The sequence below is a fragment of the Synechococcus sp. N5 genome (assembly GCF_900473925.1).
Taxonomy (GTDB): Bacteria; Cyanobacteriota; Cyanobacteriia; order PCC-6307; family Cyanobiaceae; genus Parasynechococcus.
Map to the genome: position 1 here is coordinate 261,371 of NZ_UCNI01000001.1, position 23,018 is coordinate 284,388.

The 23,018-nt window shown below is 60.4% G+C and carries 31 protein-coding genes, 1 tRNA gene and 1 pseudogene; 15 read left to right on the plus strand and 18 right to left on the minus strand.

Features of this window, described 5'->3' with window-relative positions:
- The first annotated feature begins 55 nt into the window (after window positions 1–55).
- Window positions 56–1,414 (plus strand): glutathione-disulfide reductase, encoded by a 1,359-nt coding sequence (gene gorA / locus DXY03_RS01485; RefSeq protein WP_115008819.1) that lies wholly within the window; start codon window positions 56–58, stop codon window positions 1,412–1,414.
- A gap of 99 nt (window positions 1,415–1,513) precedes the next feature.
- Complete coding sequence (locus DXY03_RS01490; RefSeq protein ID WP_170951931.1) at window positions 1,514–2,137, plus strand: alternative oxidase; 624 nt, start codon at window positions 1,514–1,516, stop codon at window positions 2,135–2,137.
- An 8-nt stretch (window positions 2,138–2,145) separates the two neighbouring features.
- Here DXY03_RS01490 and DXY03_RS01495 read toward each other — a convergent pair whose 3' ends face one another.
- Window positions 2,146–3,246, minus strand: a complete 1,101-nt coding sequence (locus DXY03_RS01495) for a calcium/sodium antiporter (RefSeq protein ID WP_115008821.1) — start codon at window positions 3,244–3,246, stop codon at window positions 2,146–2,148.
- Between the two features lie 81 nt (window positions 3,247–3,327).
- Between DXY03_RS01495 and DXY03_RS01500 the strand changes: the two genes are divergently transcribed.
- From DXY03_RS01500 to DXY03_RS01510, 3 genes are read left to right on the plus strand one after another with little or no spacing between them, the layout of a single operon-like run.
- On the plus strand, window positions 3,328–4,977 hold the full coding sequence (locus DXY03_RS01500; RefSeq protein ID WP_115008822.1) for a SulP family inorganic anion transporter: 1,650 nt from the start codon (window positions 3,328–3,330) through the stop codon (window positions 4,975–4,977).
- Complete coding sequence (pyrC, locus tag DXY03_RS01505; RefSeq protein WP_115008823.1) at window positions 4,970–6,016, plus strand: dihydroorotase; 1,047 nt, start codon at window positions 4,970–4,972, stop codon at window positions 6,014–6,016. The genes DXY03_RS01500 and pyrC overlap by 8 nt, the downstream gene beginning before the upstream one ends.
- A complete protein-coding gene (locus tag DXY03_RS01510; protein ID WP_025362365.1) occupies window positions 5,991–6,293 on the plus strand; it encodes a thioredoxin family protein in 303 nt (100 codons plus the stop codon). Before pyrC ends, DXY03_RS01510 begins: the two co-directional genes overlap by 26 nt.
- A gap of 7 nt (window positions 6,294–6,300) precedes the next feature.
- Here DXY03_RS01510 and DXY03_RS01515 read toward each other — a convergent pair.
- Window positions 6,301–6,389: transfer RNA gene (locus DXY03_RS01515), tRNA-Leu, on the minus strand.
- Window positions 6,390–6,428: 39 nt separating this feature from the next.
- Here DXY03_RS01515 and DXY03_RS01520 point away from each other — a divergent pair.
- The 3 genes from DXY03_RS01520 to trpA are packed head-to-tail and all read left to right on the plus strand — an operon-like array spanning window position 6,429 to window position 7,888.
- Entirely contained in the window at window positions 6,429–6,680 is a 252-nt protein-coding gene (locus DXY03_RS01520; protein ID WP_115008824.1) for an NAD(P)H-quinone oxidoreductase subunit L, read from the plus strand.
- A gap of 1 nt (window position 6,681) precedes the next feature.
- The gene (locus DXY03_RS01525) at window positions 6,682–7,038 is read left to right on the plus strand and encodes a DUF3007 family protein (protein ID WP_115008825.1); all 357 of its coding nucleotides are present in this window, start codon (window positions 6,682–6,684) and stop codon (window positions 7,036–7,038) included.
- A gap of 34 nt (window positions 7,039–7,072) precedes the next feature.
- The gene (trpA, locus tag DXY03_RS01530) at window positions 7,073–7,888 is read left to right on the plus strand and encodes a tryptophan synthase subunit alpha (RefSeq protein ID WP_115008826.1); all 816 of its coding nucleotides are present in this window, start codon (window positions 7,073–7,075) and stop codon (window positions 7,886–7,888) included.
- A 73-nt stretch (window positions 7,889–7,961) separates the two neighbouring features.
- On the opposite strand, the gene DXY03_RS01535 is transcribed toward trpA, so the two are convergent.
- Window positions 7,962–8,333: an AbrB family transcriptional regulator gene (locus DXY03_RS01535; RefSeq protein WP_115008827.1), complete on the minus strand. Its 372-nt coding sequence runs from the start codon at window positions 8,331–8,333 to the stop codon at window positions 7,962–7,964.
- Between the two features lie 98 nt (window positions 8,334–8,431).
- Here DXY03_RS01535 and DXY03_RS01540 point away from each other — a divergent pair, with 98 nt between their 5' ends.
- Window positions 8,432–8,701: a YciI family protein gene (locus tag DXY03_RS01540; RefSeq protein WP_115008828.1), complete on the plus strand. Its 270-nt coding sequence runs from the start codon at window positions 8,432–8,434 to the stop codon at window positions 8,699–8,701.
- On the opposite strand, the gene DXY03_RS01545 is transcribed toward DXY03_RS01540, so the two are convergent.
- The gene (locus tag DXY03_RS01545; RefSeq protein WP_115008829.1) at window positions 8,677–9,033 is read right to left on the minus strand and encodes a c-type cytochrome; all 357 of its coding nucleotides are present in this window, start codon (window positions 9,031–9,033) and stop codon (window positions 8,677–8,679) included. The two genes, DXY03_RS01540 and DXY03_RS01545, sit on opposite strands and share 25 nt — an antisense overlap.
- A gap of 19 nt (window positions 9,034–9,052) precedes the next feature.
- Window positions 9,053–9,286 carry a DUF3136 domain-containing protein gene (locus DXY03_RS01550; RefSeq protein ID WP_115009242.1) on the minus strand — a complete coding sequence of 78 codons (234 nt, stop codon included), beginning with the start codon at window positions 9,284–9,286 and terminating at the stop codon, window positions 9,053–9,055.
- A 90-nt stretch (window positions 9,287–9,376) separates the two neighbouring features.
- Here DXY03_RS01550 and DXY03_RS01555 point away from each other — a divergent pair, with 90 nt between their 5' ends.
- Window positions 9,377–9,898 carry a Nif11 domain/cupin domain-containing protein gene (locus DXY03_RS01555; protein WP_115009243.1) on the plus strand — a complete coding sequence of 174 codons (522 nt, stop codon included), beginning with the start codon at window positions 9,377–9,379 and terminating at the stop codon, window positions 9,896–9,898.
- A gap of 483 nt (window positions 9,899–10,381) precedes the next feature.
- Here DXY03_RS01555 and DXY03_RS01565 read toward each other — a convergent pair whose 3' ends face one another.
- From DXY03_RS01565 to DXY03_RS01585, 4 genes and pseudogenes are all read right to left on the minus strand, one after another.
- On the minus strand, window positions 10,382–10,876 hold the full coding sequence (locus DXY03_RS01565) for a phosphate-starvation-inducible PsiE family protein (protein WP_114988340.1): 495 nt from the start codon (window positions 10,874–10,876) through the stop codon (window positions 10,382–10,384).
- Window positions 10,877–11,165: 289 nt separating this feature from the next.
- Entirely contained in the window at window positions 11,166–11,486 is a 321-nt protein-coding gene (locus DXY03_RS01575) for a hypothetical protein (RefSeq protein ID WP_115008831.1), read from the minus strand.
- A 24-nt stretch (window positions 11,487–11,510) separates the two neighbouring features.
- On the minus strand, window positions 11,511–11,876 hold the full coding sequence (locus DXY03_RS01580; RefSeq protein WP_115008832.1) for a YkvA family protein: 366 nt from the start codon (window positions 11,874–11,876) through the stop codon (window positions 11,511–11,513).
- 68 nt (window positions 11,877–11,944) lie between these two features.
- A pseudogene (locus DXY03_RS01585) lies at window positions 11,945–12,870 on the minus strand (sigma-70 family RNA polymerase sigma factor).
- 180 nt (window positions 12,871–13,050) lie between these two features.
- Here DXY03_RS01585 and DXY03_RS01590 point away from each other — a divergent pair.
- The 3 genes from DXY03_RS01590 to DXY03_RS01600 are packed head-to-tail and all read left to right on the plus strand — an operon-like array spanning window position 13,051 to window position 14,910.
- Complete coding sequence (locus DXY03_RS01590) at window positions 13,051–13,542, plus strand: DUF2214 family protein (protein WP_115008833.1); 492 nt, start codon at window positions 13,051–13,053, stop codon at window positions 13,540–13,542.
- Window positions 13,542–14,207 carry a peptidase gene (locus DXY03_RS01595; protein ID WP_115008834.1) on the plus strand — a complete coding sequence of 222 codons (666 nt, stop codon included), beginning with the start codon at window positions 13,542–13,544 and terminating at the stop codon, window positions 14,205–14,207. The genes DXY03_RS01590 and DXY03_RS01595 overlap by 1 nt, the downstream gene beginning before the upstream one ends.
- 46 nt (window positions 14,208–14,253) lie before the next feature.
- A complete protein-coding gene (locus DXY03_RS01600) occupies window positions 14,254–14,910 on the plus strand; it encodes a L,D-transpeptidase (protein ID WP_115008835.1) in 657 nt (218 codons plus the stop codon).
- Here DXY03_RS01600 and hisIE read toward each other — a convergent pair.
- The gene (gene hisIE, locus DXY03_RS01605) at window positions 14,907–15,575 is read right to left on the minus strand and encodes a bifunctional phosphoribosyl-AMP cyclohydrolase/phosphoribosyl-ATP diphosphatase HisIE (protein WP_115008836.1); all 669 of its coding nucleotides are present in this window, start codon (window positions 15,573–15,575) and stop codon (window positions 14,907–14,909) included. The genes DXY03_RS01600 and hisIE overlap by 4 nt on opposite strands.
- Window positions 15,576–15,642: 67 nt before the next feature.
- Here hisIE and DXY03_RS01610 point away from each other — a divergent pair, with 67 nt between their 5' ends.
- Complete coding sequence (locus tag DXY03_RS01610) at window positions 15,643–16,119, plus strand: 6-carboxytetrahydropterin synthase (RefSeq protein WP_115008837.1); 477 nt, start codon at window positions 15,643–15,645, stop codon at window positions 16,117–16,119.
- On the opposite strand, the gene clpB is transcribed toward DXY03_RS01610, so the two are convergent.
- On the minus strand, window positions 16,105–18,693 hold the full coding sequence (gene clpB, locus DXY03_RS01615) for an ATP-dependent chaperone ClpB (RefSeq protein ID WP_115008838.1): 2,589 nt from the start codon (window positions 18,691–18,693) through the stop codon (window positions 16,105–16,107). The genes DXY03_RS01610 and clpB overlap by 15 nt on opposite strands.
- Window positions 18,694–18,836: 143 nt before the next feature.
- Between clpB and DXY03_RS01620 the strand changes: the two genes are divergently transcribed.
- A complete protein-coding gene (locus DXY03_RS01620; protein WP_115008839.1) occupies window positions 18,837–19,046 on the plus strand; it encodes a hypothetical protein in 210 nt (69 codons plus the stop codon).
- On the opposite strand, the gene DXY03_RS01625 is transcribed toward DXY03_RS01620, so the two are convergent.
- The 7 genes from DXY03_RS01625 to hemE form a co-directional block, all read right to left on the minus strand.
- Entirely contained in the window at window positions 19,047–19,325 is a 279-nt protein-coding gene (locus DXY03_RS01625) for a hypothetical protein (RefSeq protein ID WP_186495632.1), read from the minus strand.
- Window positions 19,326–19,344: 19 nt separating this feature from the next.
- The gene (locus tag DXY03_RS01630) at window positions 19,345–19,740 is read right to left on the minus strand and encodes a hypothetical protein (RefSeq protein WP_115008840.1); all 396 of its coding nucleotides are present in this window, start codon (window positions 19,738–19,740) and stop codon (window positions 19,345–19,347) included.
- A complete protein-coding gene (locus DXY03_RS01635; RefSeq protein WP_170951932.1) occupies window positions 19,740–20,027 on the minus strand; it encodes a Nif11-like leader peptide family natural product precursor in 288 nt (95 codons plus the stop codon). Before DXY03_RS01635 ends, DXY03_RS01630 begins: the two co-directional genes overlap by 1 nt.
- On the minus strand, window positions 20,024–20,401 hold the full coding sequence (locus DXY03_RS01640; RefSeq protein ID WP_115008842.1) for a c-type cytochrome: 378 nt from the start codon (window positions 20,399–20,401) through the stop codon (window positions 20,024–20,026). Before DXY03_RS01640 ends, DXY03_RS01635 begins: the two co-directional genes overlap by 4 nt.
- A 133-nt stretch (window positions 20,402–20,534) precedes the next feature.
- Window positions 20,535–20,894 carry a plastocyanin gene (petE, locus tag DXY03_RS01645; protein WP_038555756.1) on the minus strand — a complete coding sequence of 120 codons (360 nt, stop codon included), beginning with the start codon at window positions 20,892–20,894 and terminating at the stop codon, window positions 20,535–20,537.
- A gap of 19 nt (window positions 20,895–20,913) precedes the next feature.
- Window positions 20,914–21,921, minus strand: coding sequence for an NAD(P)-dependent oxidoreductase (locus tag DXY03_RS01650; RefSeq protein ID WP_115008843.1), 1,008 nt, complete (start codon window positions 21,919–21,921; stop codon window positions 20,914–20,916).
- Window positions 21,918–22,976: a uroporphyrinogen decarboxylase gene (gene hemE, locus DXY03_RS01655; RefSeq protein WP_115008844.1), complete on the minus strand. Its 1,059-nt coding sequence runs from the start codon at window positions 22,974–22,976 to the stop codon at window positions 21,918–21,920. Before hemE ends, DXY03_RS01650 begins: the two co-directional genes overlap by 4 nt.
- Window positions 22,977–23,018: the final 42 nt, after the last annotated feature.

Below are 23,018 nucleotides of genomic sequence, written 5' to 3' on the forward strand. Positions count from 1 at the left end.
CGGACCATAACGCCATCTTTACGATGACGCCCGTCGTCTCGAGCACCCTTCTGTTATGGGCGCTGATCTGGATCTGGTTGTGCTCGGAGCAGGCTCGGGTGGTCTGGCCGCTGCGAAACGCGCGGCCCGTCATGGAGTCCGCGTCGCCATCGTGGAGGGCGATCGCGTCGGCGGCACCTGCGTGATCCGCGGCTGTGTTCCCAAAAAGCTTTTGGTTTACGGCGCCCAGGCCCGTCATCAATTGGCGGATGCCTCGGCCTACGGCCTTGAGATCGGTTCGGTGCGTTCGGATGTGCCTGATCTCCTGCGTCGGGTGCGCGCCGAGGTGGATCGGCTCAATGCCCTCCATCTCGGATTTCTGGAGAAGGCCGGCGTTCAGTTGATCTCCGGTTGGGGACGCTTCACGGCAGCAGATCGCATTGGCATTTCCGATCAACGCGGTGGGCCCGTGCGAGAGGAACTCTCGGCCCCGCGCTTTCTGGTGGCGGTTGGTGGCAGGCCGGCCCGGCCGGAGATTCCTGGGGTTGAACACACCTGGGTCAGCGACGACATGTTCCTGCTGAGGGATGTCCCCTCAGCCGTGGTGGTGGTGGGCGCAGGATTCATTGCCTGCGAGTTCGCCTGCATCCTGCGGGGCCTTGGTGTGGCGGTCACCCAGGTTGTGCGTGGTCCGCGCTTGTTGCGCGGTTTTGATGCTGAGTTGGCCGATGCCGTGCTGGGTGGCATGTGTGAGCAGGGCATCGAGGTGCTGTTGGAGCAAACGGTGGTGGCCGTGGAGGGAGAGCCCGGGGCGCTGACGGCGCGGCTGGGCAATGGTGAGTCTTTGGCTTGCGGCGGTGTGTTGATGGCCACCGGGCGTCGCCCCTGGCTTGCGGATCTTGGGCTGGATGCTGCCGGCGTAGCGACCGAGAACGGCCGCATCAAGGTCGATGCCAACTCCTGCACCTCGGTTCCCCACATCCATGCCGTCGGTGATGTCACCGATCGGGTCAACCTCACTCCTGTGGCCATTGATGAAGGTCGTGCCTTCGCCGACAGCGTCTTCGGGTCGCGTCAGCGGCAGGTGAACCACGATCTGGTGGCCAGTGCCGTGTTCAGCGATCCAGAGCTGGCGACCGTGGGCCTATCGGAAGAACAGGCCATCGAACGCTACGGCGTGGATGGTGTTGTTGTGCATCGCGCCCGCTTCCGGTCCATGGCGCGGGCCCTGCCCTCCTCCGGCCCCCGTTGTCTGCTCAAGTTGGTGGTGGAGAAGGCCACCGATCGGGTGTTGGGCTGCCACATGGTGGGCGAGCATGCCGCGGAGATCATTCAGATGGCGGCGATTGCCGTGGGGATGGGCGCCACCAAGGCCGATTTCGATCGCACCATGGCACTGCACCCCTCTGTTTCAGAGGAGTTTGTGACGATGTAGTGATCCGGCAATCCTTTCGACAGTATGAAAGGTGCAAGACAATGCATATATGGCGAACTAGACCACGATTAGATCGATATATATGACGTGGAATCATTCATGCAGACTCGAGGTCATAAGGCTGATTTTGCTCATTTTTTGATTGAATCAGGGGAGCAGTTGCTCAGCCTTTTTTGGCCTGCAGCTGACGCTCGCCGGGCAGCATCTTTAGAGATTATTGCTCGCACGGCCTATACAGCTGAGGAAAGTGCTTGTCATTACCTTGAGACGATTGGCCTCGATCAGAGCGGTGCTATTCGTAAAACTCTGGAGTTGGCACGTCGGCAGGATAGTAATGAGCAGACGCATGAAGACATTTTTTCTCGTGATCTTGGTGGATTGTCTTTATGGGTAGATCGCTTTGTGGCAAGGCATGTAGCTGTCCTTGTTTATTGGGTATTTGCTTTTACTACCTTGTTGGATCACGAGTTGGCCTCTTTGCTTGGAGAAGCTGTTGAGGCCGAAGCTGTCAAAACTTACCGGCGCATGCTTCTGGAGCAGCCAGAAGAATGGTTGCAGCAGCCCGTAACTCCCATTGCAACAGCCTATTGGAGAAAAGAGGGAAATATGTGGGCTGCCCGTGATGAGTGTGAGCCAAAAACTCTTCGAGATGTAATCGAATTAATTGCCAGAGACGAGTTGGACCACGTGGCTGCTAATAGCCAAAAGGCAATAGCTTTTTAGTCATTGATTTAAGTGGTTGGACTTTTCTGGTTGTCCCGCCAATAAAAAACTACCTGGGTGAAAATCACAATCATTACGATTGGAATTACAGCGCAGAGCATCACAAGGCGAAATTCATCGGCCCAGGTGGCCATAGCCGTTCGGGGCAAAACATTGTCGACCAGATACAGAACATAGAGGCCGAGAAGTAGCCCTCCTTCCAAGCGGGATATTCGACCTTTCGTCCAAAAAATTGGCATACAGGCCAGGCTGGTGAGCAGCATTACCGGCAAGTCGTCCTGAATCAGTTCCGGGCTGACTTCAAGCCCGTTGCCAGCTGCCGCTATGGCTCCGCCGCCCAGCACCAGCATCAGGTTCAACAGGCAGCTGCCCACCACGTTGCCGATCGCCAGATCGGTGCGCCCGCGCAGGGCGGCCACCAGGGACGTGATCAATTCGGGCATCGACGTTCCAGCGGAAACGATCGTGAGACCGATCACTGCCTCACTAACCCCCAGAAGGGTTGCGGCGCTGACCGCGCCATTCACCAGAACCCTGGATCCGATCGAGAGAACGCTGATGCCGGCGATCAATCGCACCGAAGCTGGGATCAATCCACCTTTGTTTGCTTCGTCACTGATTTCGGGTTCAGCGCTGCCGCTGTCGTCCGGTTGTTCACGGGCGGTGCGGATCTCCCAGATGGTGTTGATCACCAGCCCCAACAGCAAGGCCAGGCCCGCTTGCCAGGTGACCCGTCCTGCGGAGGCCATGCCCCAGACCGCCGCTGAGATAGCAATCATCAGAGGCACATCCCGCCTCACCAGGCGGCTTTCAACCCGCAAGGGCAGCACGAGGGCGCTGCTGCCCAGCACCACCATCACGTTGAAGATGTTGCTGCCCACCACATTGCTCACGGCGAGGGCGTCAGCTCCCTGCAGCACCGAGCTCAGGCTCACGAACAGTTCCGGGGCGCTGGTGCCCAGAGACACCACCGTGAGGCCGATCACGAGCTGGGGAATCCCGAAGATCACCGCCATGGCGACGGACCCCTGAACGAACAGTTCCCCGCCACCGAACAGCAGTCCGATGCCCAGGAGCACTTGGATCGAGGCCTGCAGAAATTCAGGCATGGGGCGAGCTCAGCTGTACGGGGATTCTGCTTTGAAGCGAATCAACCTAAGGTCACTTACCTGGGTAATAGATAAGAAACCTTGTTGAACCGGATCAGCACCAGCAACCTCCGGGGTGACGCCTTTGGTGGCGTGACCGCCGCGGTGATTGCTCTGCCGATGGCCCTGGCCTTCGGGGTCGCCGCAACGGGTGACCCTGCCCCTGGGCTTTGGGGCGCCGTGATCATCGGCTTGGTGGCGTCTCTCTTCGGCGGAACGCCCACCTTGATCTCTGAACCCACCGGTCCCATGACCGTGGTGTTCACGTCGGTGATCCTGAGCTTCACCGCCACAGCTCCGGACAAGGAAACGGCCATGGCCATGGCATTCACCGTGGTCATCCTTGCGGGTCTGTTTCAGATCCTTTTTGGCGTCTTCCGTCTGGGTCGATACGTCACCCAGATGCCATACACCGTGATCTCTGGCTTCATGTCGGGGATTGGAGCCATCCTGGTGATTCTCCAGCTGCCCGCTTTCCTGGGGCAGACCGCATCGGGCGGGGTGATGGGAACCCTGTCCAACCTGCCGGGTTTGATTGCCGGAATTCAGCCGATGGAGCTGGCGCTGGCGTTGATCACCGTTGCGATCCTCTGGTTCACCCCAGCCAGCGTGAAGCGTTTCTGCCCGCCGCAGCTTCTGGCGCTGGTGCTGGGAACGGTGCTGTCGATGACCCTGTTCCAGGACGCCGGTCTCAAGACCATTCCTCCGTTCAATGCTGAGCTCCCCAGCCTGCATGTGCCCACCTTTTCGGGCGGCCAGCTGCGTTTGATGTTCGTGGATGCCGCAGTGCTGGGCATGCTCGGCTGCATCGATGCGCTGCTCACCTCCGTTGTGGCTGACAGCCTCACCCGCACGGAGCACAATTCCAACAAGGAATTGGTGGGTCAGGGACTGGCCAACATCGCGTCGGGCGTCTTTGGCGGACTGCCTGGGGCGGGAGCCACGATGGGCACCGTCGTGAACATTCAGGCCGGCGGACGCTCAGCCCTGTCGGGCATTGTCCGCGCGCTGATTCTGATGGTGGTCGTTCTGGCTGCCGCGCCCCTTGCGTCCACGATTCCCCTCGCTGTGCTGGCGGGCATCGCCCTGAAGGTGGGCATCGACATCATTGATTGGGATTTCCTCCAACGGGCCCACCACCTCTCGGTGAAAGCTGCGGTGATCACCTACGGCGTGATTGCGCTCACGGTGCTGGTGGATCTCATCACTGCAGTGGGCATCGGAGTTTTCGTGGCCAACGTGCTCACCATTGATCGGATGAGCGCGTTGCAGTCCAGGAAAGTGAAAACGATCAGCACCGCCGATGACGATGTGGAGTTGACTGATGAAGAGCAGGTGTTGCTGGATCAGGCCTCCGGCAAGGTTCTGTTGTTCCAGCTCGCGGGGCCCATGATCTTCGGCGTGGCCAAGGCCATCTCGCGTGAGCACAACGCCATCGGCAATTGTCAGGCGGTGGTCTTCGACCTCTCCGAAGTGTCCCACCTGGGGGTCACCGCTGCGATCGCCCTCGAGAATGCCGTCAAGGAAGCGATTGAAGAGAGTCGTCAGGTGTTCCTGGTCGGTGCAACGGGCAGCACGGAGAAGCGCCTGCAGAAGCTGAAGCTGTTGGATCGGCTCCCCCAAAGCCACATCACTGGCGATCGCCTCGATGCCTTGCGTCTTGCCGTGAACGGTTTGCAGCTGAATGTCTGATCAGATCTCGATCATCGCCCCAGATGATTGGCATGTGCATCTCCGCGACGGGGAGATGCTGCACCAGGTTGTGGCCCATACCGCCCGCCGTTTTCAGCGGGCCATCGTGATGCCCAACCTGCGTCCCCCAGTTACCACAGTGGCTGCTGCACGGGAATACCGCGACCGTATTCAGGCGGCGTGCCCCGCTGATCTGGAGTTCACGCCGCTGATGACGGCGTACCTCACAGATTCGATCGCTCCTGCCGAGTTGGAGACAGGATTTCGAGAGGGCGTTTTTGCTGCCGCCAAGCTTTATCCCGCCAACGCCACCACCAATTCCGCCGCAGGGGTGACGGATCTGCTGCAGATCGATCCCGTGCTGGAAACGATGGCCCGGATCGGCATGCCCTTGCTGATCCATGGTGAAGTCACGGACAGCGAGATCGATATCTTCGACCGAGAGGCGGTGTTCATCGAACGCCATCTGGCACCACTGCGGGACCGCCATCCCGAGCTGAAGGTTGTGTTCGAGCACATCACCACCGAACAAGCGGTGCAATACGTCAGCTCAGCGGATCGTCATCTCGCCGCCACCATCACCCCCCACCATCTGCACATCAACCGCAACGCGATGTTTGCCGGCGGGTTGCGCAGTGATTTTTATTGCCTCCCCGTGGCCAAGCGGGAATGCCACCGTCAGGCCCTGCGCCGGGCGGCCACCAGCGGTGACCCACGCTTCTTTCTCGGCACCGACACGGCACCGCATGAACGGGCATCCAAGGAAAGTGCCTGCGGATGCGCCGGCATCTTCAATGCGCCCTTCGCCCTGGAGAGCTATGCCCAGGTTTTTGATGAGGAGGGTGCTCTGGAGCATCTCGAAGCCTTCACCAGCCTGAATGGGCCGGCCTTCTACAACCGTCCAGCCAACACGCGTCGCATCACGTTGCAACGCCGTGACCATATCGTGCCGGAACTTGTGAATGGACTGGTTCCTTTCCATGCTGGAGAGATCCTGTCCTGGGCCGTTGCCGATGCACCTGATCAAGTTCAGCTCTGAAGACTGCGGCACCTGTCACCGCATGAGTCACTACGACGGCAAAGTGGCCGAGGAACTCGGCTGCAGCTTCATCTCCGTGATGCTGCAGGACACGGAGATGTATCGGAAATACCGGAAGATCCTGCTCAAGCAGTACCCCAACAAGGAGGGGATGGGCTGGCCCACCTACCTCCTTGTGAACGATCCCGATGGAGATTTTTCGATCGAGGGAGAACTAAAGGGCGGCATGCCCAAGGGAGATTTCCGCACCAAGCTGGCTGAGTTGCTGCCGTCCTGAGCTCAGGTGGTGGGGGCAGGGGGACTTGAACCCCCACAGGCCTTTCGGCCCAAGCGATTTTAAGTCGCGTGCGTCTACCGATTCCGCCATGCCCCCGCCCGGACATCTTAGATTTCCCCTAGATGTCCTCAGGCCTTGGACCTTTCGTCCCTGCTTTCTCAAGTCCCACAGGACACGTTGTTGGTTCTGTTGGCCTACACCGTTCTGGGCGGCCTGTATCTCGTTGTGGTTCCCCTCGCCCTGTACGCGTGGATGAACCAGCGTTGGCATCGCATGGGCAAGCTGGAGCGTCTGGGGATCTATGGCCTGGTCTTCCTCTTTTTCCCGGGGATGATCCTGTTTGCCCCCTTCCTCAATTTCCGGCTGAGCGGGCAAGGAGACGTCTGAATTGACGCGTGGCAAGGTTCTTCTGATCGGACTTGCAGTCCTCCTGCTGGGCGGGCTTGGGCAAGTCGGCTTTCAGGCTGCAGGCTTTGAGGGGTTTTCGGCAGGGATTGCTGCGGAGGCCCTGCTGGTTGTGATTGTGGTGGTGTGGACAAGCTCTTACCTGTTCCGTGTGGTCACCGGCCAGATGACCTACATGGATCAGCGGCGTCGCTACCGCGAGGTCTACGACAAACAGGAAGCTGAGGCGCTTCAAGCCCGTTTTGATGCTCTTCCCGAGGAGGAGCAACAGGCGCTGTTGCGCAAGATTGGAGCGGATGCCTCGGTTCCCGCGGACGGCGATGCCCCCGTCGACTCATAGGCTTCCGAAGTTTGTTCCTGGTCGGTTGACCGAGATGCCCAATCAGCAGTCCTCTTCCATCGCCCAGCGCTTTGAGCAGCTGAAGCAGGACGGTCGCCTCGCCTTGATGCCATTCCTGATGGCCGGCGATCCGGATCTCTCTGTCACAGCTGATGTGCTGCTCAGCCTGCAACGTGCAGGGGCTGACATGGTCGAACTGGGAATGCCTTACAGCGACCCCCTCGCTGATGGGCCGGTCATTCAGGCTGCTGCGTCCCGGGCCCTTGCCGCCGGAACCACGCCAAAGGGTGTTCTGGACATGTTGCGCTCGTTGAAAGGCCAGCTGCAGATTCCCGTGATCCTGTTCACGTATTCCAATCCACTGCTCAATGTGGGGATGGAGGCGTTTTGCCAGTCTGCAGCGGAGGCTGGTGCGGCGGGTTTGGTGGTCCCTGATCTACCCCTTGAGGAAGCGGAGCGGCTGTCGACAATCGCAGAGCGTCATGGCTTGGATTTGGTGCTCTTGGTTGCACCCACCACTCCCCAGGATCGGATGGGTCGGATTGCTACATGCAGCCGAGGTTTCACCTACCTGGTGAGTGTCACCGGTGTCACCGGTGAGCGAGCTCAGATGGAAAGCAGGGTTGAAGGTTTGGTGCAGCAACTCAAACAAACCTCACCGGTTCCTGTTGCGGTTGGTTTTGGGATCTCCGGTGCCGAGCAGGTGCGTCAGGTTCGGGGTTGGGGTGCCGATGGAGCGATTGTGGGCAGTGCACTTGTGAAACGGATGGCGGCAGCGTCGCCCGGTGACATAGCTCAGGAAGCTGGTCGTTTTTGCGCTGAGTTGCGTGCCGCTGCCGATCAGCCCTAGGAGCTGCCATCCCGCTCAAGCAATGAAAAACCCCGGCATTGGCCGGGGTTTTTCATTGCTTTTTAATGTTGAATCACTCGTAGTCTTCGTCGGTGGCACCCACCGGTGTAAGACGAATCTGTTTGCGACCAAGTTTGATTTCAAATTCATCTCCAGGTTTCAGGTCGAGCAGCGCTGTATAGGCCTTGCCGATGAGAAGATTGCCGTTGCCTTGCACAGTGGCCACATAGCTGAGTTTGCGGCCGCCTTTGCCCACGCCGCCAACTCCACCCACGCCAAGACTGACGCCTTTGGCCTCCAGCAGTGCTTCATAAAAAGCGGTGAAATTCAGACGTTCACCACCATCTTTTTTCATGGAGACATAGCCACAGGCACGAACAAGGTCAGACTTGCTGATGTCACCCAGGTCTTTGACTTTATTGAGAAGTTCGCTCCCAGTGAGCATCGCTTTCGAGAGATATCAACCTTTACAACATAGCCATGGTTCAAGCGGCTATGCCATCATTTTCTACTGAAAAGTTCGCTGTTATTTCATCCTTCGCTATGGCACGTTTCGTTTTGTGGGGCACTTACTGCGCGGATGCTCTTCAGAAGCGTGCTCCCTATCGGGATGAGCACCTTGCTCGTCTCCAAAGTCTGAAAGAGCAGGGAACGCTGGTCACGCTCGGACCCACCGAGGGAAGCACCCATGTTTTCGGGATCTTCGAGGCCGACAGCATCGACGACGTCCGCAGGCTGGTTGAGGACGACATCTATTGGAAGCAGGGGATCTGGACGGCGCTCGAGGTTTATCCCTGGGTCCAGGCGTTCTGAGCCTGCGTGAGCACCCATTCAGCCACGAGCTGATCTCCATCGCTCCCGAGAACATCGGCGTAACCACTCATCTGGCCTCGCCCTTCCCGGGCGATGGCTGCGATGGCGTCCACCGTTGCGATCTGCTCACGCTCGAGGGTCTTCAGCTTCAGGTTTTTGCCCCGGCGAATGATGTTGCCACCGTTGATGTGGCATCCCGCGCAGTGCTGTTCGAACAACAGGGCGCCGTGGCTGGCGTCAGACCCGGCAGCCAGCGAAGCGCCGGCTGAACCAAGGCTCAGCAGCAGAACAAGAAACGCACCAATGCAGCAGCGCAGGAGGTGGCTCAGCACAGGGATGATGTGGCTTGGATCAGTCTGCTTGAGCAGGCGATGCCTCCTTCTGGAACCGCTGGATCAGTTCATCGGGAGAGCGGTAATCCTTCGGAAGCGAGGTGTGCAATCGGTTGAGGTAGTCCCAGCAGACCGTCCGGCGAATGGCGTTGAGGTCGCGTCCATCGGCCACAAGGCGACGCAGGGCCTGGCAGTAGGTCGAGAATCCAGCCTCCAGATCTCCGATGGTGAGTGCCTTGGTTGCAGACGACATGAAACAGAAGGTCAGGATCTTCTGACTTTTGCGTTTATCCCCTGATTGGTCTGTTGTCAGGATCACTGTTGAAGCTGTGCGGTGGTCTCCGTGGCGGAACAGGATCTGATCCGTTTCCTCAGCAAGATCTCCCAACTTCAGGCCCTTGCGGAGCGTGTGCGGAACGACTCCAGCAGCCGCGAACAGCTGGCGGCTTGTGCGAACCACAACCAGGTTGTTCAGTTGGCCCGATCCTGGGGGTTCGACATCGGTCGGCGCTGGGGTGAGCGTGACCATCGGCCGGGGGGAGAGGCCAACCTGTTGGCGACCCCGTGCCCTCCACCGGGTGAGGAATCAACCCAGGTGGTGGCGTCTGCCGAAACATGGAGACTGCTGTTGATCGCCTCCAACGGCTTCAGCCCCCCCCGTGACGAATGGATGGATCAGTCCGATCACGAGTGGGTGCTTGTGTTGCGCGGGAGTGCCTGTGTTGCGCTGCAAAACCCCGATCGGATTGTGGATCTCAGTCCAGGGGATCATCTGCTGCTTTCGCCCCATCAACGCCACCGGGTGGAGCGCACTGATCCCGATCCAGGAACCCTGTGGCTCGCCTTGCACTGGGATGCTGCTTAAGCCCGGCGAGGCACGCCACCTCCACGATGGGTCGTGCAGCCCCCAAAAGGCAATGAGCACGACAGCTGATTGCCGTCGGTGGCATCGCTGACGAGAGTGAGTGCATCGAGATCGGAGGAGCCCATGACGGCCGACACTCCACCTGAGCAAACCCCAGAAGCAGACTGACTTTCTGGCCCCTGCTCCAACAGTTTCCACCCATTCGTAAGCGATTCGTCTGGCGCGACAACGAAGAGCGTCAAGCCAGTCGACTCCCCTCTGCATCGTTCGTAGGTGCCCCGCAGGAGAGCCGCTTCACACCTGGACCCGATGGCCCCAGGGTGCCTTGAGCCAGACGCTTCGACCTTCCTGTCTCAGTTCCATTGCTGGAGGAGATTTTCCAAGGCATCAGACACTGAAGTTGAGGTCGATTGCCATGCGCAAACGAGCGAGTTAGGCCGTCTTTCCATCGGGAAGGGCGGCCTTCCTTTTGTTCGTGAAGCCTCAGTCCTGGAAATCAAGCTTGTTGGCTGATCCTCCGCGGCCCAGTCGTTTGCGGGAGGGCGTGGCATTCGCACGCTTCACCAACCAGTAAGCCGCTGAAAGTGAGACGACTGCGATCCCGAGGCCCACCAGCAGCTGGGGTTTGTTTTCAGCACCGGAGGGCAGCACGATCACCTTTCGAGCCACAGCCGTCAGCGCGGTGACCAGAACCAGTTCGATCTGCACCACGTGGCGCCTCAGGTAACTGGTGATGTTCTGCAGCACCTCCAACGCGATCAACACGGTGAGCAGATCGCCAAGGATCTTGATCAGGTCATCGCCCAACCATGTCGCCGCTGACCCAGTCAGCAACTTGGAGCCCAAGGAAACAATCAGCTGGATGATGGCGGCGCTGATCACCACGGCCGTGATCAGGGTGAGCAGTCGGGCGACCTCGCGCTCACCTGCATCTACGAAACCGAGAAAACTTCTCTTGGAACGCGTGGGTTCACTCACGGGCTTCAGTCGTCGAAGGGGTTGTAATAGGGGCGAGCCTTGGTGTCGCTGGCTGGGTTGACCACCTTGGTGTCGCAGGTGACGGAGCCGTCCTCTGCCTTGATGCAATCGGCTTCAATCTTGCTGTCTTTGCCCGTGGCGCTACCCGGTCCCCGCAGCCACCCCTCGGTTTACCGCATGGGCCGAGGCGGCGCCGAACACCGACATCATCAACAGAACGGAGGCGCTGAGGAGGTGATTTCGCGTCATCGGAGCGATGTCTGAGCTACCACTTTGCCCGTGTCGGCCGTTAATCGGTGCAGTCGTCTCGAATTTCCTGCAAAAGCAGATCAAGTTGCCCGAATGGATCGTCGTCGGCCGTTGCCACACCGGCAGGTTCGCTGGAAGGCTGGCCATGCCATTCGGCTTCAACGCTGCAGAGCCGATCAGCCAGTCCAGCCAGTCCACGCACGTTGTGTTCGCGCTCCAGCACCTCAAGCAGGGCAGGCATTCGGGTCGACACAGCGCGCAGGTTTCGACGCAGGTCGGCCTGGGTGCGCCCTTGCTGCTTCAACCAGTCCTTCAGCAGCAGAGTGAGGTCCGCTTCAAATTCAGGGGTCCAGCCAGACATTGATCAGCGATTCAGTTCAGCGATTCAGTGCGCCAGGGGAAACCAGCGATCCAGTTTGCGGCGAGCTCGCATCCGGATGGCGGGAGTGACGTGATTGCTCCACAGACCCACCATGGCCGTAAGCGCCACCAGATCATCACTGAAACCGGCCACCGGCAGCAGGTCTGGAATCAGGTCGGCCGGCATCAGCAGATAACTCAGAGCGGCGAGCATCGTCAGCCGCGCGGCTGAGGGGGTTCCGGGGTCAAGCATCAACTCCAGGGCTTCCAGGGCTGGGGCGGCAAGACCTCTGCCGGCCCGCTGCAACAGGCGCCGCAGCAGGTTTTCGTCGATCACCTCCCGTTCAAGCACGTCGGCTTCAACGGTGGTTCGCGCAGCCTGGTCAGTCATGCGGAGGGAACCGGTTGGATCCACTCTCCCCAGTTCCTCCGCAAGACGCCAGCGGGGCGTGCCGATCTTCAGGGTGTGGATTCCACGAGTCCGCTCTGAATGCCCGTCTTGCGCAGTTTGCGCAGGGCCCGCTGCACTACCTGACGGCAATACTCCCGTGAACAGTTCATGTGGCGAGCCACCTCGGCAAGGGTGCGCCACTCGTTGGTGCCATCCAGCCCAAAGCGCAGGGTCACAACGGTGTGTTCTTTCGGGGTGAGATTGGCTTTGGCCAGCAAAGACCACACGGACGCGGTGCGTTCAGCGATCTCGGCCCTTTCCAGCGGCGGGAGCTCCTCGCTTGGCAGCACATCCACCAGCTCGGAAGGATCCGATTTCGATTTCACAACCCCCTGCAGGCTCACGGTGACGCTGCGCAGTTCACAGGCCAGCAGATCTTCCACCTCAGCGATGGGGATCTCCATGAACTCCGCGAGTTGCTCTCCGCTGGGGCTGAGGCCATTGCGCTGCATCAAGCGTGCCTTGGCAGCCCGCAATTTGGTGAGCTTTCGTTCACATTCACGGGAATGCGAATCGTGCGGCTTTGGGTGGAGAGCGCTCGATTCAGCCCCTGCCGAATCCACCAGTAGGCATAGGTGGAGAAACGATGGCCGCGGGTGGGGTCGTATTTCTCGACGGCTCGGGTGAGGCCAAGGGTGCCCTCTTGAATCAGATCGAGAAGATCCAGACCCTTGCCTTGATAACGCTTGGCCAGATTGACGACAAGACGAAGGTTGGAGGTAATCATCTGATTCTTGGCCCGTTCGCCACGACGAATCACGCCTTTTTCTTCATCGCTGTACTCACAGGCTGGGCCAATCCCGCCAGCCAGATGACAGCGTTCTGTGATGGCGACCATCGCCTGAACCTTCCTCCCCATCATGAGTTCCTGCTCTGGAGTGAGCAGTTGATGGCGACCAATTTCGCCGAGAAAAGCACTCAGAGAACTCGTCATCATGACGATACGGCTGAATTGAACCTAGAACCAAAGTGTTTTTTTCTTGTGGTCATAATAAAGACTCCCGAATTAATACTTTGTGCGCTATTTCACTCTTTCTTCCTGTTACTGAAGTGAATCTTTCATTGTTAATTCAATTGGGTGGCTAAGGTCGCCGCACCTTCCGCCGCCACGCCCATGCACCTGGCCGTCGCTCTCACGTCCGACATCGCCAAAAACGCCGGCGTTGCCTACGTTCACTACCTCAGCTTCATGCTCTGCTTTGGCGCTCTGGTGCTGGAGCGGAAGCTGATCAAAGCTGATCCGAATCGCCAGGACGCCACGGCGATGGTGATCACCGACATCGTTTATGGCATCGCTGCCCTGGCTCTTCTGGTCAGTGGAATCCTGCGGGTGATCCACTTCGGCCAAGGGGCTGAGTTCTACACCCAGAATCCGCTGTTCTGGTGGAAGGTTGGTCTGTACCTCTCCGTGGGAGGCCTGTCGCTGTATCCCACGATCACCTACATCCTCTGGGCGATTCCCTTGCGCAAGGGTGAGCTGCCGAAGGTGAGCGAAGCCCTGGCCAAGCGTCTGGCCTGGATCATCAACATTGAACTGGTCGGCTTCGCCAGCATTCCGTTGATGGCCACCCTGATGGCCCGCGGTGTGGGTCTTCCCGCCGCCTGATGCAGCCCGAGCTCTGTCCTCCACAACAGCAGGTTCGAACCCTGCAGGTGGCTTTGGAACACCAGCCTCCAGGCCAAAGGCCGGGCTATGCCTCCTCCATCGCCACCACCTCTCTGGGCCCTCCGGTGTTGAAGCACTGGTGCGTGTGGGTTCAGCCCGCCGCCGCAACGCCGGCCAACCGCTGGGACCAACGCTGGCTTGATCAAGTGTCATCGGCGCTCACCACCTGGGGTGCACTGGTTCCGCTCACGCTGGTGGACAATCCGGACCAGGCGAACGTGTTGATTCATCGCCAGCGTCCGGCCCGCCGGCAGGTGGCTGGGGTGTGGCGCGCCAGCAACGGACGTACACAACTTCAGGTTGTGGACGTGCAGCGCCAGGGCCGCCGAAGGCTTGAACCCCTGGTGAAGGTGATGGTGTCACCAGGGCTGCGAGCTGAAGCACTGCAGGCCACCGCTCTGCATGAACTGGGTCACGCCTTCGGCCTCTGGGGCCACAGTTCGGTTCCCACCGATGTTCTGGCGATCAGCCAGGGCGAGCGTCCGGTGTTGGTGCCATCGCAGCGGGATCGCCTCACGCTGGCGTGGGTCATGCAGCAGACCACCCGTTTCGGATCAACGCTTCGGAAGCCCATCGAACCGGCCGAATCTGAATCACTTGAGTGACGTCACCATGAGGGCGCGGCATGCTGCCGGCAGTCGTGGTTGATCGATGCACCTGGTCCGTTCTCTGGCGCTGGCTGGTCTGCTGCTGAGTCTGGTGGGTTGTCGTTCCAACAACAGCCTGCCCCAGCAGAACCCACAGGTTCGAGCACCGATTCGGATTCAGCTGGACGGCAGCAATCCAGCAGCCAGTGAAGGTGTGTTGGATCGTGCTGAGGGGCCGTTGCGTTTCACCGTTGGCCATGGTCGCCATGGCATTGCCTGTGAAGGCACCACCTTTGAAGAGGGCATCACTCCGCTTGGAACCTTTCAGGTAAACGCCATCCTCAGCAACGACCGCTTCGAGATGGATCCCGCACTGGTGGAGCAATCCGGCAAATCAGAAGAGGAGCTGCGCGAGAGCCTCTTCACCAACATGAACTCCATTGACTTCAAAGGTGATGGGGAAACCGGGGAATACGGCGTCGGCTACATCAGCCTGGCTCCTGTGCCCGCAACCGATCAGCCCTTCCGTTTCAACACCTACGACGGCGTCTTCCGCTGGTACAGCTTCGCCATTCACGGCACCAATGACGAGTCCCGGATCGGCAAGGCGGTGACTGGCGGTTGCATCAACGCCGGAAAGCTCACCATGGGGGTGTTGTTGGACACCGTGGAGCTTGGCGATGAAGTTGTGATCAGCAGCGACAGCCCCTGTCTGCCTTAGTGCCGGCGCGGGGCACCACGACGTGCGGCCAGCACTTCCTGCACCTGCCGCCAGCTCACGCCGTGATGGGCCAGGGCCACCTGCATGTGGAAGACGATATCCGCCGCTTCGCCGGCGATCTCGGCGGCATTGTCGTCTTTGCAGGCCATCACGAATTCAGCACTCTCCTCGCCGATTTTCTTGAGGATGCTGTTGTCTCCCCCCGCCAGCAGCTTGTTGGTGTAGCTGCCCTCTTCCGGTTTCTCGCGTCGCCCTTCGATCACCCGGAACAGTTCGGTGCAAGCATCCGTTGGTGGCGCTAGGGCCTCGGCGCCACCTGTGGTTCGTGCATCGCTGTTTTCGTAGAAACAGCTGCGGGAGCCGGTGTGGCAGGCCACATCCCCAGCCTGCTCCACGGTCACCAGCAGCACGTCGGCATCGCAGTCGTAGCGGACCTCCCGCATCGTCTGAACGTGACCGCTGGTGGCCCCCTTGTGCCAAAGCTCCTGGCGTGAGCGGCTCCAGTAATGCACTTCACCGCTGCGCAGGGTGGCTTCGATGGCCTCCCGGTTCATCCAGGCCACCATCAGCACCGCCCCGTCCAGCCAGTCCTGGGCCACAGCTGGAATCAGCCCCGCTTCGTTAAAACGGAGTTGGTCAATGAAGGCGGGGCTGAGGGGCTGCATCAGGCCTCGGATATTCGGGCAACGCCTGAATCTTCCCGCAGCGTGCTCCATTCCGCGTTTTCACCCCTTGCTCGTTTCTCCGACCCCCTACAGCTGCAGCAAAGCCTTCAGCGGCTATCCCTGCTGTCACCGGCAGTGGCGCCACCAGGGCCATTGCCGCTTCGTGCATGGGTACAGCCGCAGTTTCAACCTCTGGTTCGCCGCAACGGAGCTGGATACCTGCGGGTTTGTTGTTGATTTTTCCAGCCTTCGCCCCTTCGAAGAACGCCTGAGGCAGCAGTTCGACCACACCTTTCTGGTCAATGCAGACGATCCACTGCTGGCGGAATGGCAGCGGTTGCATGACCTCCAGGCCATTGATCTCCGCGTGATGGAGAACGTGGGCATGGAGGCAACGGCGGCCTTGATCTGGACCTGGGCCAATGAGCTGCTCCGGGAGCGGGACGGCGGTCGCACCTGTTGCTTTGGCGTGGAGGCGCGGGAGAACAGCCGCAATGCCGCCACCTACAGCGCTGTTCCCGCCTGGTTTTCAGCGCAGTGCTAACGCGTCCGCTTCCAGCTCCACGCTGATCGCCTGCCCTTCGCTGTAACGACCCGCCAGGATCGCTTTGGCAATGGGTGTCTCCAGTTCCCGCTGCACAGCGCGTTTCAGCGGTCGTGCCCCGTAGACGGGGTCATATCCGGCATTGGCGAGCCAGTCGGCGGCCCCATCGCTCAGGCTGAGCTCCAGCTTGCGCTCAGCCAGCCGCTGGCGCAGACGTTCCACCTGAAGGGTGACGATCTGGCGCAGTTCCTCCCGCCTGAGGCTGTGGAAGATGATCTGATCGTCGAGGCGATTGAGGAATTCCGGCCGGAAATGGGCCCGGAGAGCGTCATTCACCCGGCTTTCCATCGCTCCATGCTGCTCGGGATCGCCGGCCAGCTCCAGGATCGACTGGCTGCCGATGTTGCTGGTGAGAATCAGCACGGTGTTGGTGAAGTCCACGGTGCGGCCCTGCCCATCGGTGACACGTCCGTCATCGAGGATCTGCAGCATCACGTTGAACACATCCGGGTGGGCTTTCTCCACCTCGTCGAACAGGATCACGGCGTAGGGCCGACGACGCACCGCTTCGGTGAGCTGGCCACCGGCCTCATAGCCCACGTAGCCGGGAGGTGCCCCGATCAAACGGCTCACGGTGTGCTTCTCCATGTACTCCGACATGTCGATGCGAACCATGGCGTCATCGCTGTCGAACAGCCGGTTGGCGAGGGCTTTGGAGAGTTCCGTCTTGCCCACACCCGTGGGGCCGAGGAACAGGAAGCTGGCGATGGGGCGGTTCGGATCGCTCAGCCCCGCCCTGGACCGTTGAATCGCATCGGCGACGGCGGTGACGGCCTGGTGCTGGCCGATCACCCGCTGATGCAGATCATCTTCGAGTTGCAGCAGCTTCTCCATTTCGCTCTGCACCAGCCGCGCCACAGGGATTCCGGTCCACTTGGCGATCACCTCGGCGATGTCGTCTTCACTCACCTCCTCCCGCAGCAAGCCTTTCTCGCCAGGCTCCTCTGAGGCGATCTGGGCTTCCTGTTCGAGCAACTGCTTCTGCAGCGAGGCCAGGGTGCCGTATTCCAGTTCCGCTGCTTTGTTCAGGTCGTAGCTGCGTTTGGCCTGTTCCACCTGCAGCTGCACCCGTTCGATCTCCTCCTTGAGCGACGACAGCTCATCGATCGCTCCTTTCTCCTGCTGCCACTGGGCATTCAGGGAACTTTGCTGTTCGCCCAGTTCCGCCAGTTCCCGTTCAATCCGTTGCAAGCGTTCCTGGCTGGCGCTGTCGGATTCACGGCCGAGGGAGAGCTTCTCCATCTCCAGCTGCAGGATCTTGCGATCGATTTCATCGATCTCCTCCGGTTTGGAGGTGATCTCCATCTTGAGGCGGGCGGCCGACTCATCCACCAGATCGATGGCCTTGTCGGGGAGGAAGCGGTCGGCGATGTAGCGGCTGCTCAACACAGCAGCAGCCACCAGGGCACTGTCGGCAATGCGCACACCGTGATGCACCTCATAGCGCTCCTTCAGACCACGCAGGATGGAGATGGTGTCTTCCACCGTGGGTTGATCCACCAGCACCTGCTGGAAGCGACGCTCCAAGGCGGGGTCCTTTTCGATGTGCTGGCGGTGCTCGTCGAGGGTGGTGGCGCCAATGCACCGCAGTTCCCCCCGGGCCAGCATCGGCTTGAGCAGATTGCTGGCATCCATGGCTCCACCGGTGGCGCCAGCGCCCACCACCGTGTGGATTTCATCGATGAACAGCACGATCTGGCCTTCCGAGGCGGTGACCTCCTTGAGCACAGCTTTGAGCCGTTCCTCGAACTCACCGCGGTACTTCGCACCGGCGATCAGGGCTCCCATGTCGAGGGCGATGAGCTGACGGTTCTGCAAGGCCTGGGGCACATCGCCATTCACGATGCGCTGCGCCAATCCCTCAACAATGGCGGTCTTGCCGACCCCGGGTTCGCCGATCAGCACGGGGTTGTTTTTGGTGCGCCGGCTGAGGATCTGGATGGTGCGCCGGATCTCCTCGTCGCGACCGATCACCGGGTCCAGCTTTCCGTCACGGGCGGCGGCCGTCAGGTCCCGTCCGTACTTCTCAAGCGATTCATAGGTCCCTTCCGGGTTTTGATCGGTCACCGTCTGGTTGCCTCGCACGGCTGTAATGGCTTCTTTGAGTTTGCTGGTGTCAACGCCCGCTTGGCTGAGCAGTTGCCTGCCGCAGCGTTCATCGTCGGCCAGGGCCAGCAACAGATGTTCGATGGCGATGTAGCTGTCACTGAAACCATCGCGGGCTGTTTCGGCGCGATCCAGGCAGCTGTTGAGGGAGCGTCCCAGAAACACCGATTCCGGTGGAGAGCCAAGACTGGGCTGCTGCCTGAGATGGCTGTCGACGGCCGCCTGGAACGTGCCAACGTCGACCCCTGCTTTGCTGAGAATGCGTCCAGCCAGACCGTTCTGCTGCAACAGCGCAAGCAGCAGATGCTCCGTTTCAAGTTGCTGATGCCTGGCGCTCTGCGCCAGTTGCTGGGCGGCGACGATGGCGGCCCAGGCTTGTTCGGTGAACTGTTCCGCCGTGGGTTGCATCTCGGATGCGTTTCAACTGAGTTCACCGTATGGGGCTTGTTCCGTTTTCAGTGGGGGCAAACCGAAGCCTTTGGATCGGTCCCCACGCCAGGGAGCGGCAAACCGGGGTGTCTTTTTAGAGTTTGCCGAACCCTTGGATGCCAATGCCTGATCAGCCGCTGGTGGACTCCCTCGTGCAGCAGGGCCTGGCGCTCGCAGCAACGGCTGGCGGTGAGCTGGAACGCAGCTGTTGGATGGTGGTGCATGAGCACCACCATGGTGTGAAACCCACGGAGTACGACATCCGTGAGATCGACGAGGATCTCTATCTGGCTGTGTTGCAGGCGGCCAAGCAGGCCCAGTCCGCCGCTTGATCAGCCGTTGAGCAGCTCCCGTAGGAGCGCGCGGTGAGCGTTTTCGGCTTCGATGCTCTCCCGCATCTCTTTGGGGAGGCGGGCTTCAAGGATGTCCTGTTTTTTCATCTCCGTGGCATAGCGGCTGCTGAACGCGCTGAAGCGATCGAGATACGACCTTGCGACCTCTGGGGTGAAGGCAATCACCTCCAGGGCGTGTTTGAAGTGGAGGTAGGACACGGTCCACTCCACCAGCTCGTCAAAACTCTGCAGGCCAAGCGGGTTCTCAGGAAGCGTCATCGCTGCATCGCCCATGGCTTCAACCAAAACCCTTGGCTTTGGCCTGGGCCGTTAGGTCCTTCAACCGGCCGTTGAGCAGAACATCGCGTTCACGGTCTGCTCCCACATGGGGTGCGATCTCCACCCCAGTGCTCCGCATGGCCTGCAGCGCTGCTGCTTCCTCAGCTGAGCCCGTGTCACTGCCGAGGTAGCGCTCCACGGCCGCAGCCCCTGGGGCATCCGCAGCGAAGTACACCGTTCCCGGACCTCGCCGCTCGATGGTTTGCTGTCGCTGCCGGCGGCGCTGCTGCACGCTCGCCCAGAGTCGGCCTTGATTGGCGGTCATGAAGGCGTTCAGATCGGCGGCGTCGGTGTCTTCCGCCAGGGCCATGCTGGTGCCGTCGATGAAATCACTGAGCAGGGTGACAACGGCCATCAGGTCTTTGGTGATTGCGAGGGTGTTGGTTGTGGAGGTGTTGATTGCGAGGGATTTGATTGGAAGGGTGGTGATTGAAACGAGCGCTGGATTCGGCTGGTTTCGAACCAACTGGTGATGGCTGATTCGCGGGCGTCGTCGCAGAGATCCCGCTGGATCACATTGAAGCCGTGGTGGCGTGCCAGGGCCAACAGTTGATCGTCATCACGGCATTGGGCCGCATCACGCCGCAAGCCCTGGTGGTGCTCCACAGCCCGCAAAAAATCGCGAAGAGCTTCACGACTCATCGCCTGGACCAGCCCAATTCGGCCCGTTGTTCCACGTAGGTGGCCACCGCCATGATCTCCTCTTCACTCAGTTTGTCGGCATAGCTGGGCATGGCATTCAGCCCATCCTCGATCTCATGCTCCAGGGCCTCCAGCGGGGAGCTGGAGTAGGCCTCCACATGGTCGTTCAAGTCGCTGATCTTCAGTGTTCTGTTGGCGCGGATCACATTGCCGCCCCCCATGTGACAAGCCGCACAGTTGCTGTTGAAAATCTGCTCCCCTCGCTCCAAGGCGGAGCTTTCGATCTTGTCGATCGCCATCGCCGGAGCAGACAGCAGGCCTGTTGCGCCAATGATCAACAGCAACGTCAGGATCAGGCCTGATAGGCGTGCCATCGCAACCCCCCTCAATGCCCCAAGCTATCCATCGTTGCCGGCAAAAAAAAGAACCCCGGACTGTGGTTGATACACAGCCCGGGGCCTTTAGTTCAGTTTGAGATGTTCAGAGATTTCTTCAGAAATCCAGAGATCACTCAACGATCACCTTGCCGACCATGCCAGCACCGCGGTGGGGTTCGCAGTAGAAGTCATAGGTGCCAGCGGTGGCGAAGGTTTCCTCCCAGGATTCGCCGGGGTTGAAGGCGAGGTCAGAGTGGCTGTACTCGTCGTGGCCTTCGAAAACAGCGTTGTGAGGAGCCAATTTGTTGTTGACGAACTTGACGGTGTCGCCGGCCTTGATGTTCACGGTGGCGGGCTCGAAGGCGAGCATGCCGCCGTCGGTGCCGAGCTTCACTTCAACAGTGGCGGCTTGAGCGCTGCCGACGTTGAGGCCGATCAGCATCAGGAAGGCGCAGCAGGCAGCTGCAATGGTGCGGATGACGGAGCGCATGAAAGTGCTTAGTCGATGACTAAACCTTACGCGCAGATCTGGGGGTTCCGCGATTGGGCAGGCCGGAATCGCTAAGAACTGTTGCCAAGTCAGGGGCATGGCTGCTGCCACCGAACCGTTCTGGCTGCGTCACCGGGTCATGGATGAAGTGGCGCTGGCGAATGCTGAACCGGTCCCAGGCATTCACATCGATCGGCAGAACGCGGATCAGGGTCTCAATCAGCCATGGCCAGAGCGGAATGCCGGGCGTTCGGGCCACACCGCGCCAGCGGCAGAGGGTTTTCACGGTGTCGTTCACCGAGATGGCCGCTTGTCCCATCACCACCCGACGCAGGGCGCCTTGCCCGGGCTCTCGGTTCGGTTCATGGGGGCGGGTGGCCAAAAGGCCACAGATGCGGGCGATGTCTTCCGCATGGATGAAGTGGAAGCTCGCATCCACCCGAAGCCAACGGGCCAGCCAGAGCCAACGGCTGACTTCAGCCAAACCTTCGGTGAGGTAGCTGGTGGGGAAGGGGCTGGTGCCGTCGACCCGTCCACCGAACACCAAGGTGGGAAAAACCGCGACGATTTTGCTGGCCAGGGAGTGCTGCTCCAGATCCCTCAGGCAGCGCGCCTTGGTTTGGATGTATTCCGTGCCGTAGGCCAGAGCTTCCGGCAGGGGGCGCAGGTGCCGGTCGAGCACGCTGGCCGTGGAGAAGTAAATGATCTGCTCCAGCTTGCTGGGCTCCAGAAGCGCCAGCATCCGTTTCACCGCCACCACATTCACCTGTTCGGCCCGCTCGGGGTCACCCCAGGCCGTGGCGGTGTGAATCACCCGGTTCACCGAGGCCAGCTCTTGGGCAAAACGGCCGGTGTCCCGCAGGTCCCCGACCAAGAGGCGGATGCGGGGATGGTCTGCTGGGACAGCGGTCAGTTTGGCGGGGTCCCTCAGCCAGAGCAGCAGCTCGGCATCTGAGTGGTCCAGAAGCCAGCGGGAGATGTACTGACCGACGCATCCGCTGGCGCCGGTCACCAGGATGCGGGTCAAACGACAGCCCCGAGACGGTCCATCACGCTCTTGCCGGCCCGGAAGAAGGCTTCACCGTTTTCTTCCGGTGTGCCCGGCAGGATTCCATGGCCGAGGTTGAGGATGTGCTTCCTGCCGCGGGCCTTGCGCACGCAGTCATCGATGCGTGCCTCAATCGCCTTCGGGGTGCCGAACAGCAGGCCGGGATCCACGTTGCCCTGAACACCAACGTGCTCCGGCAGACGTGCCAGGGCTTCGGCCATGTCCACGGTCCAATCCAGCGAAACGATGTCAACACCGGTGTTGGCCATCCGCTCGATCACGCCGGCGCTGCCGGAGATGTAGAGGATGAAGGGGGTGTCGGGGTGTGTCTGCTTGACCAGATCCACCACCTTTTTCTGATAAGGCGCAGCGAAGGTGTCGTAGTCCGCTGGGCTCAGCTGGCCCGCCCAGGAATCAAACATCTGCACTACCTGGGCGCCGGAATCAATCTGGTAGCGCAGGTAATTGGCGATCGACTCAGCGAAGTGGTCGAGAAGCTTGTGCAGGATCTCGGGTTCGCGGAAGGCCATGGCCTTGATCACCGCGTAATTCTTGCTGCTCTTTCCCTCCACCACGTAGGCGGCCAGGGTCCAGGGGGCACCAACGAAGCCGAGAACAGCTGCTTCGTTGCCGACGCTTTGGCGCAGACGACCCAGCACTTCACCCACAAAGGGCATCGACTCGGCGGGGTTGAGGGGGCGCAGGGCATCCACCTGGGCCATGCTCCGGATTGGATCGCCGATCTGGGGGCCTTTGCTCTCGATGATGTCGAAATCGATTCCCATCCCCGGCAGGGGCGTGAGGATGTCGGAGAACAGGATCACGCCATCGGGCTTGAAGGCGTGAAACGGCTGCATGGAGATCTCATAGGAGAGATCAGGGTTTTCGGAACGCTCACGGAAGCTGGGGTACTTGTCCCGCAGGTCCCGATAGATCTTCATGTAGCGACCGGCCTGGCGCATCATCCACACCGGAGGACGCTCCACCGATTCACCGCGCGCAGCACGCAGGAGCAGGGGTAAAGAGTCGCTCATCAAGCCCGGTCAGGTCAGCCGGAAACCTACCCGAATCAAGCC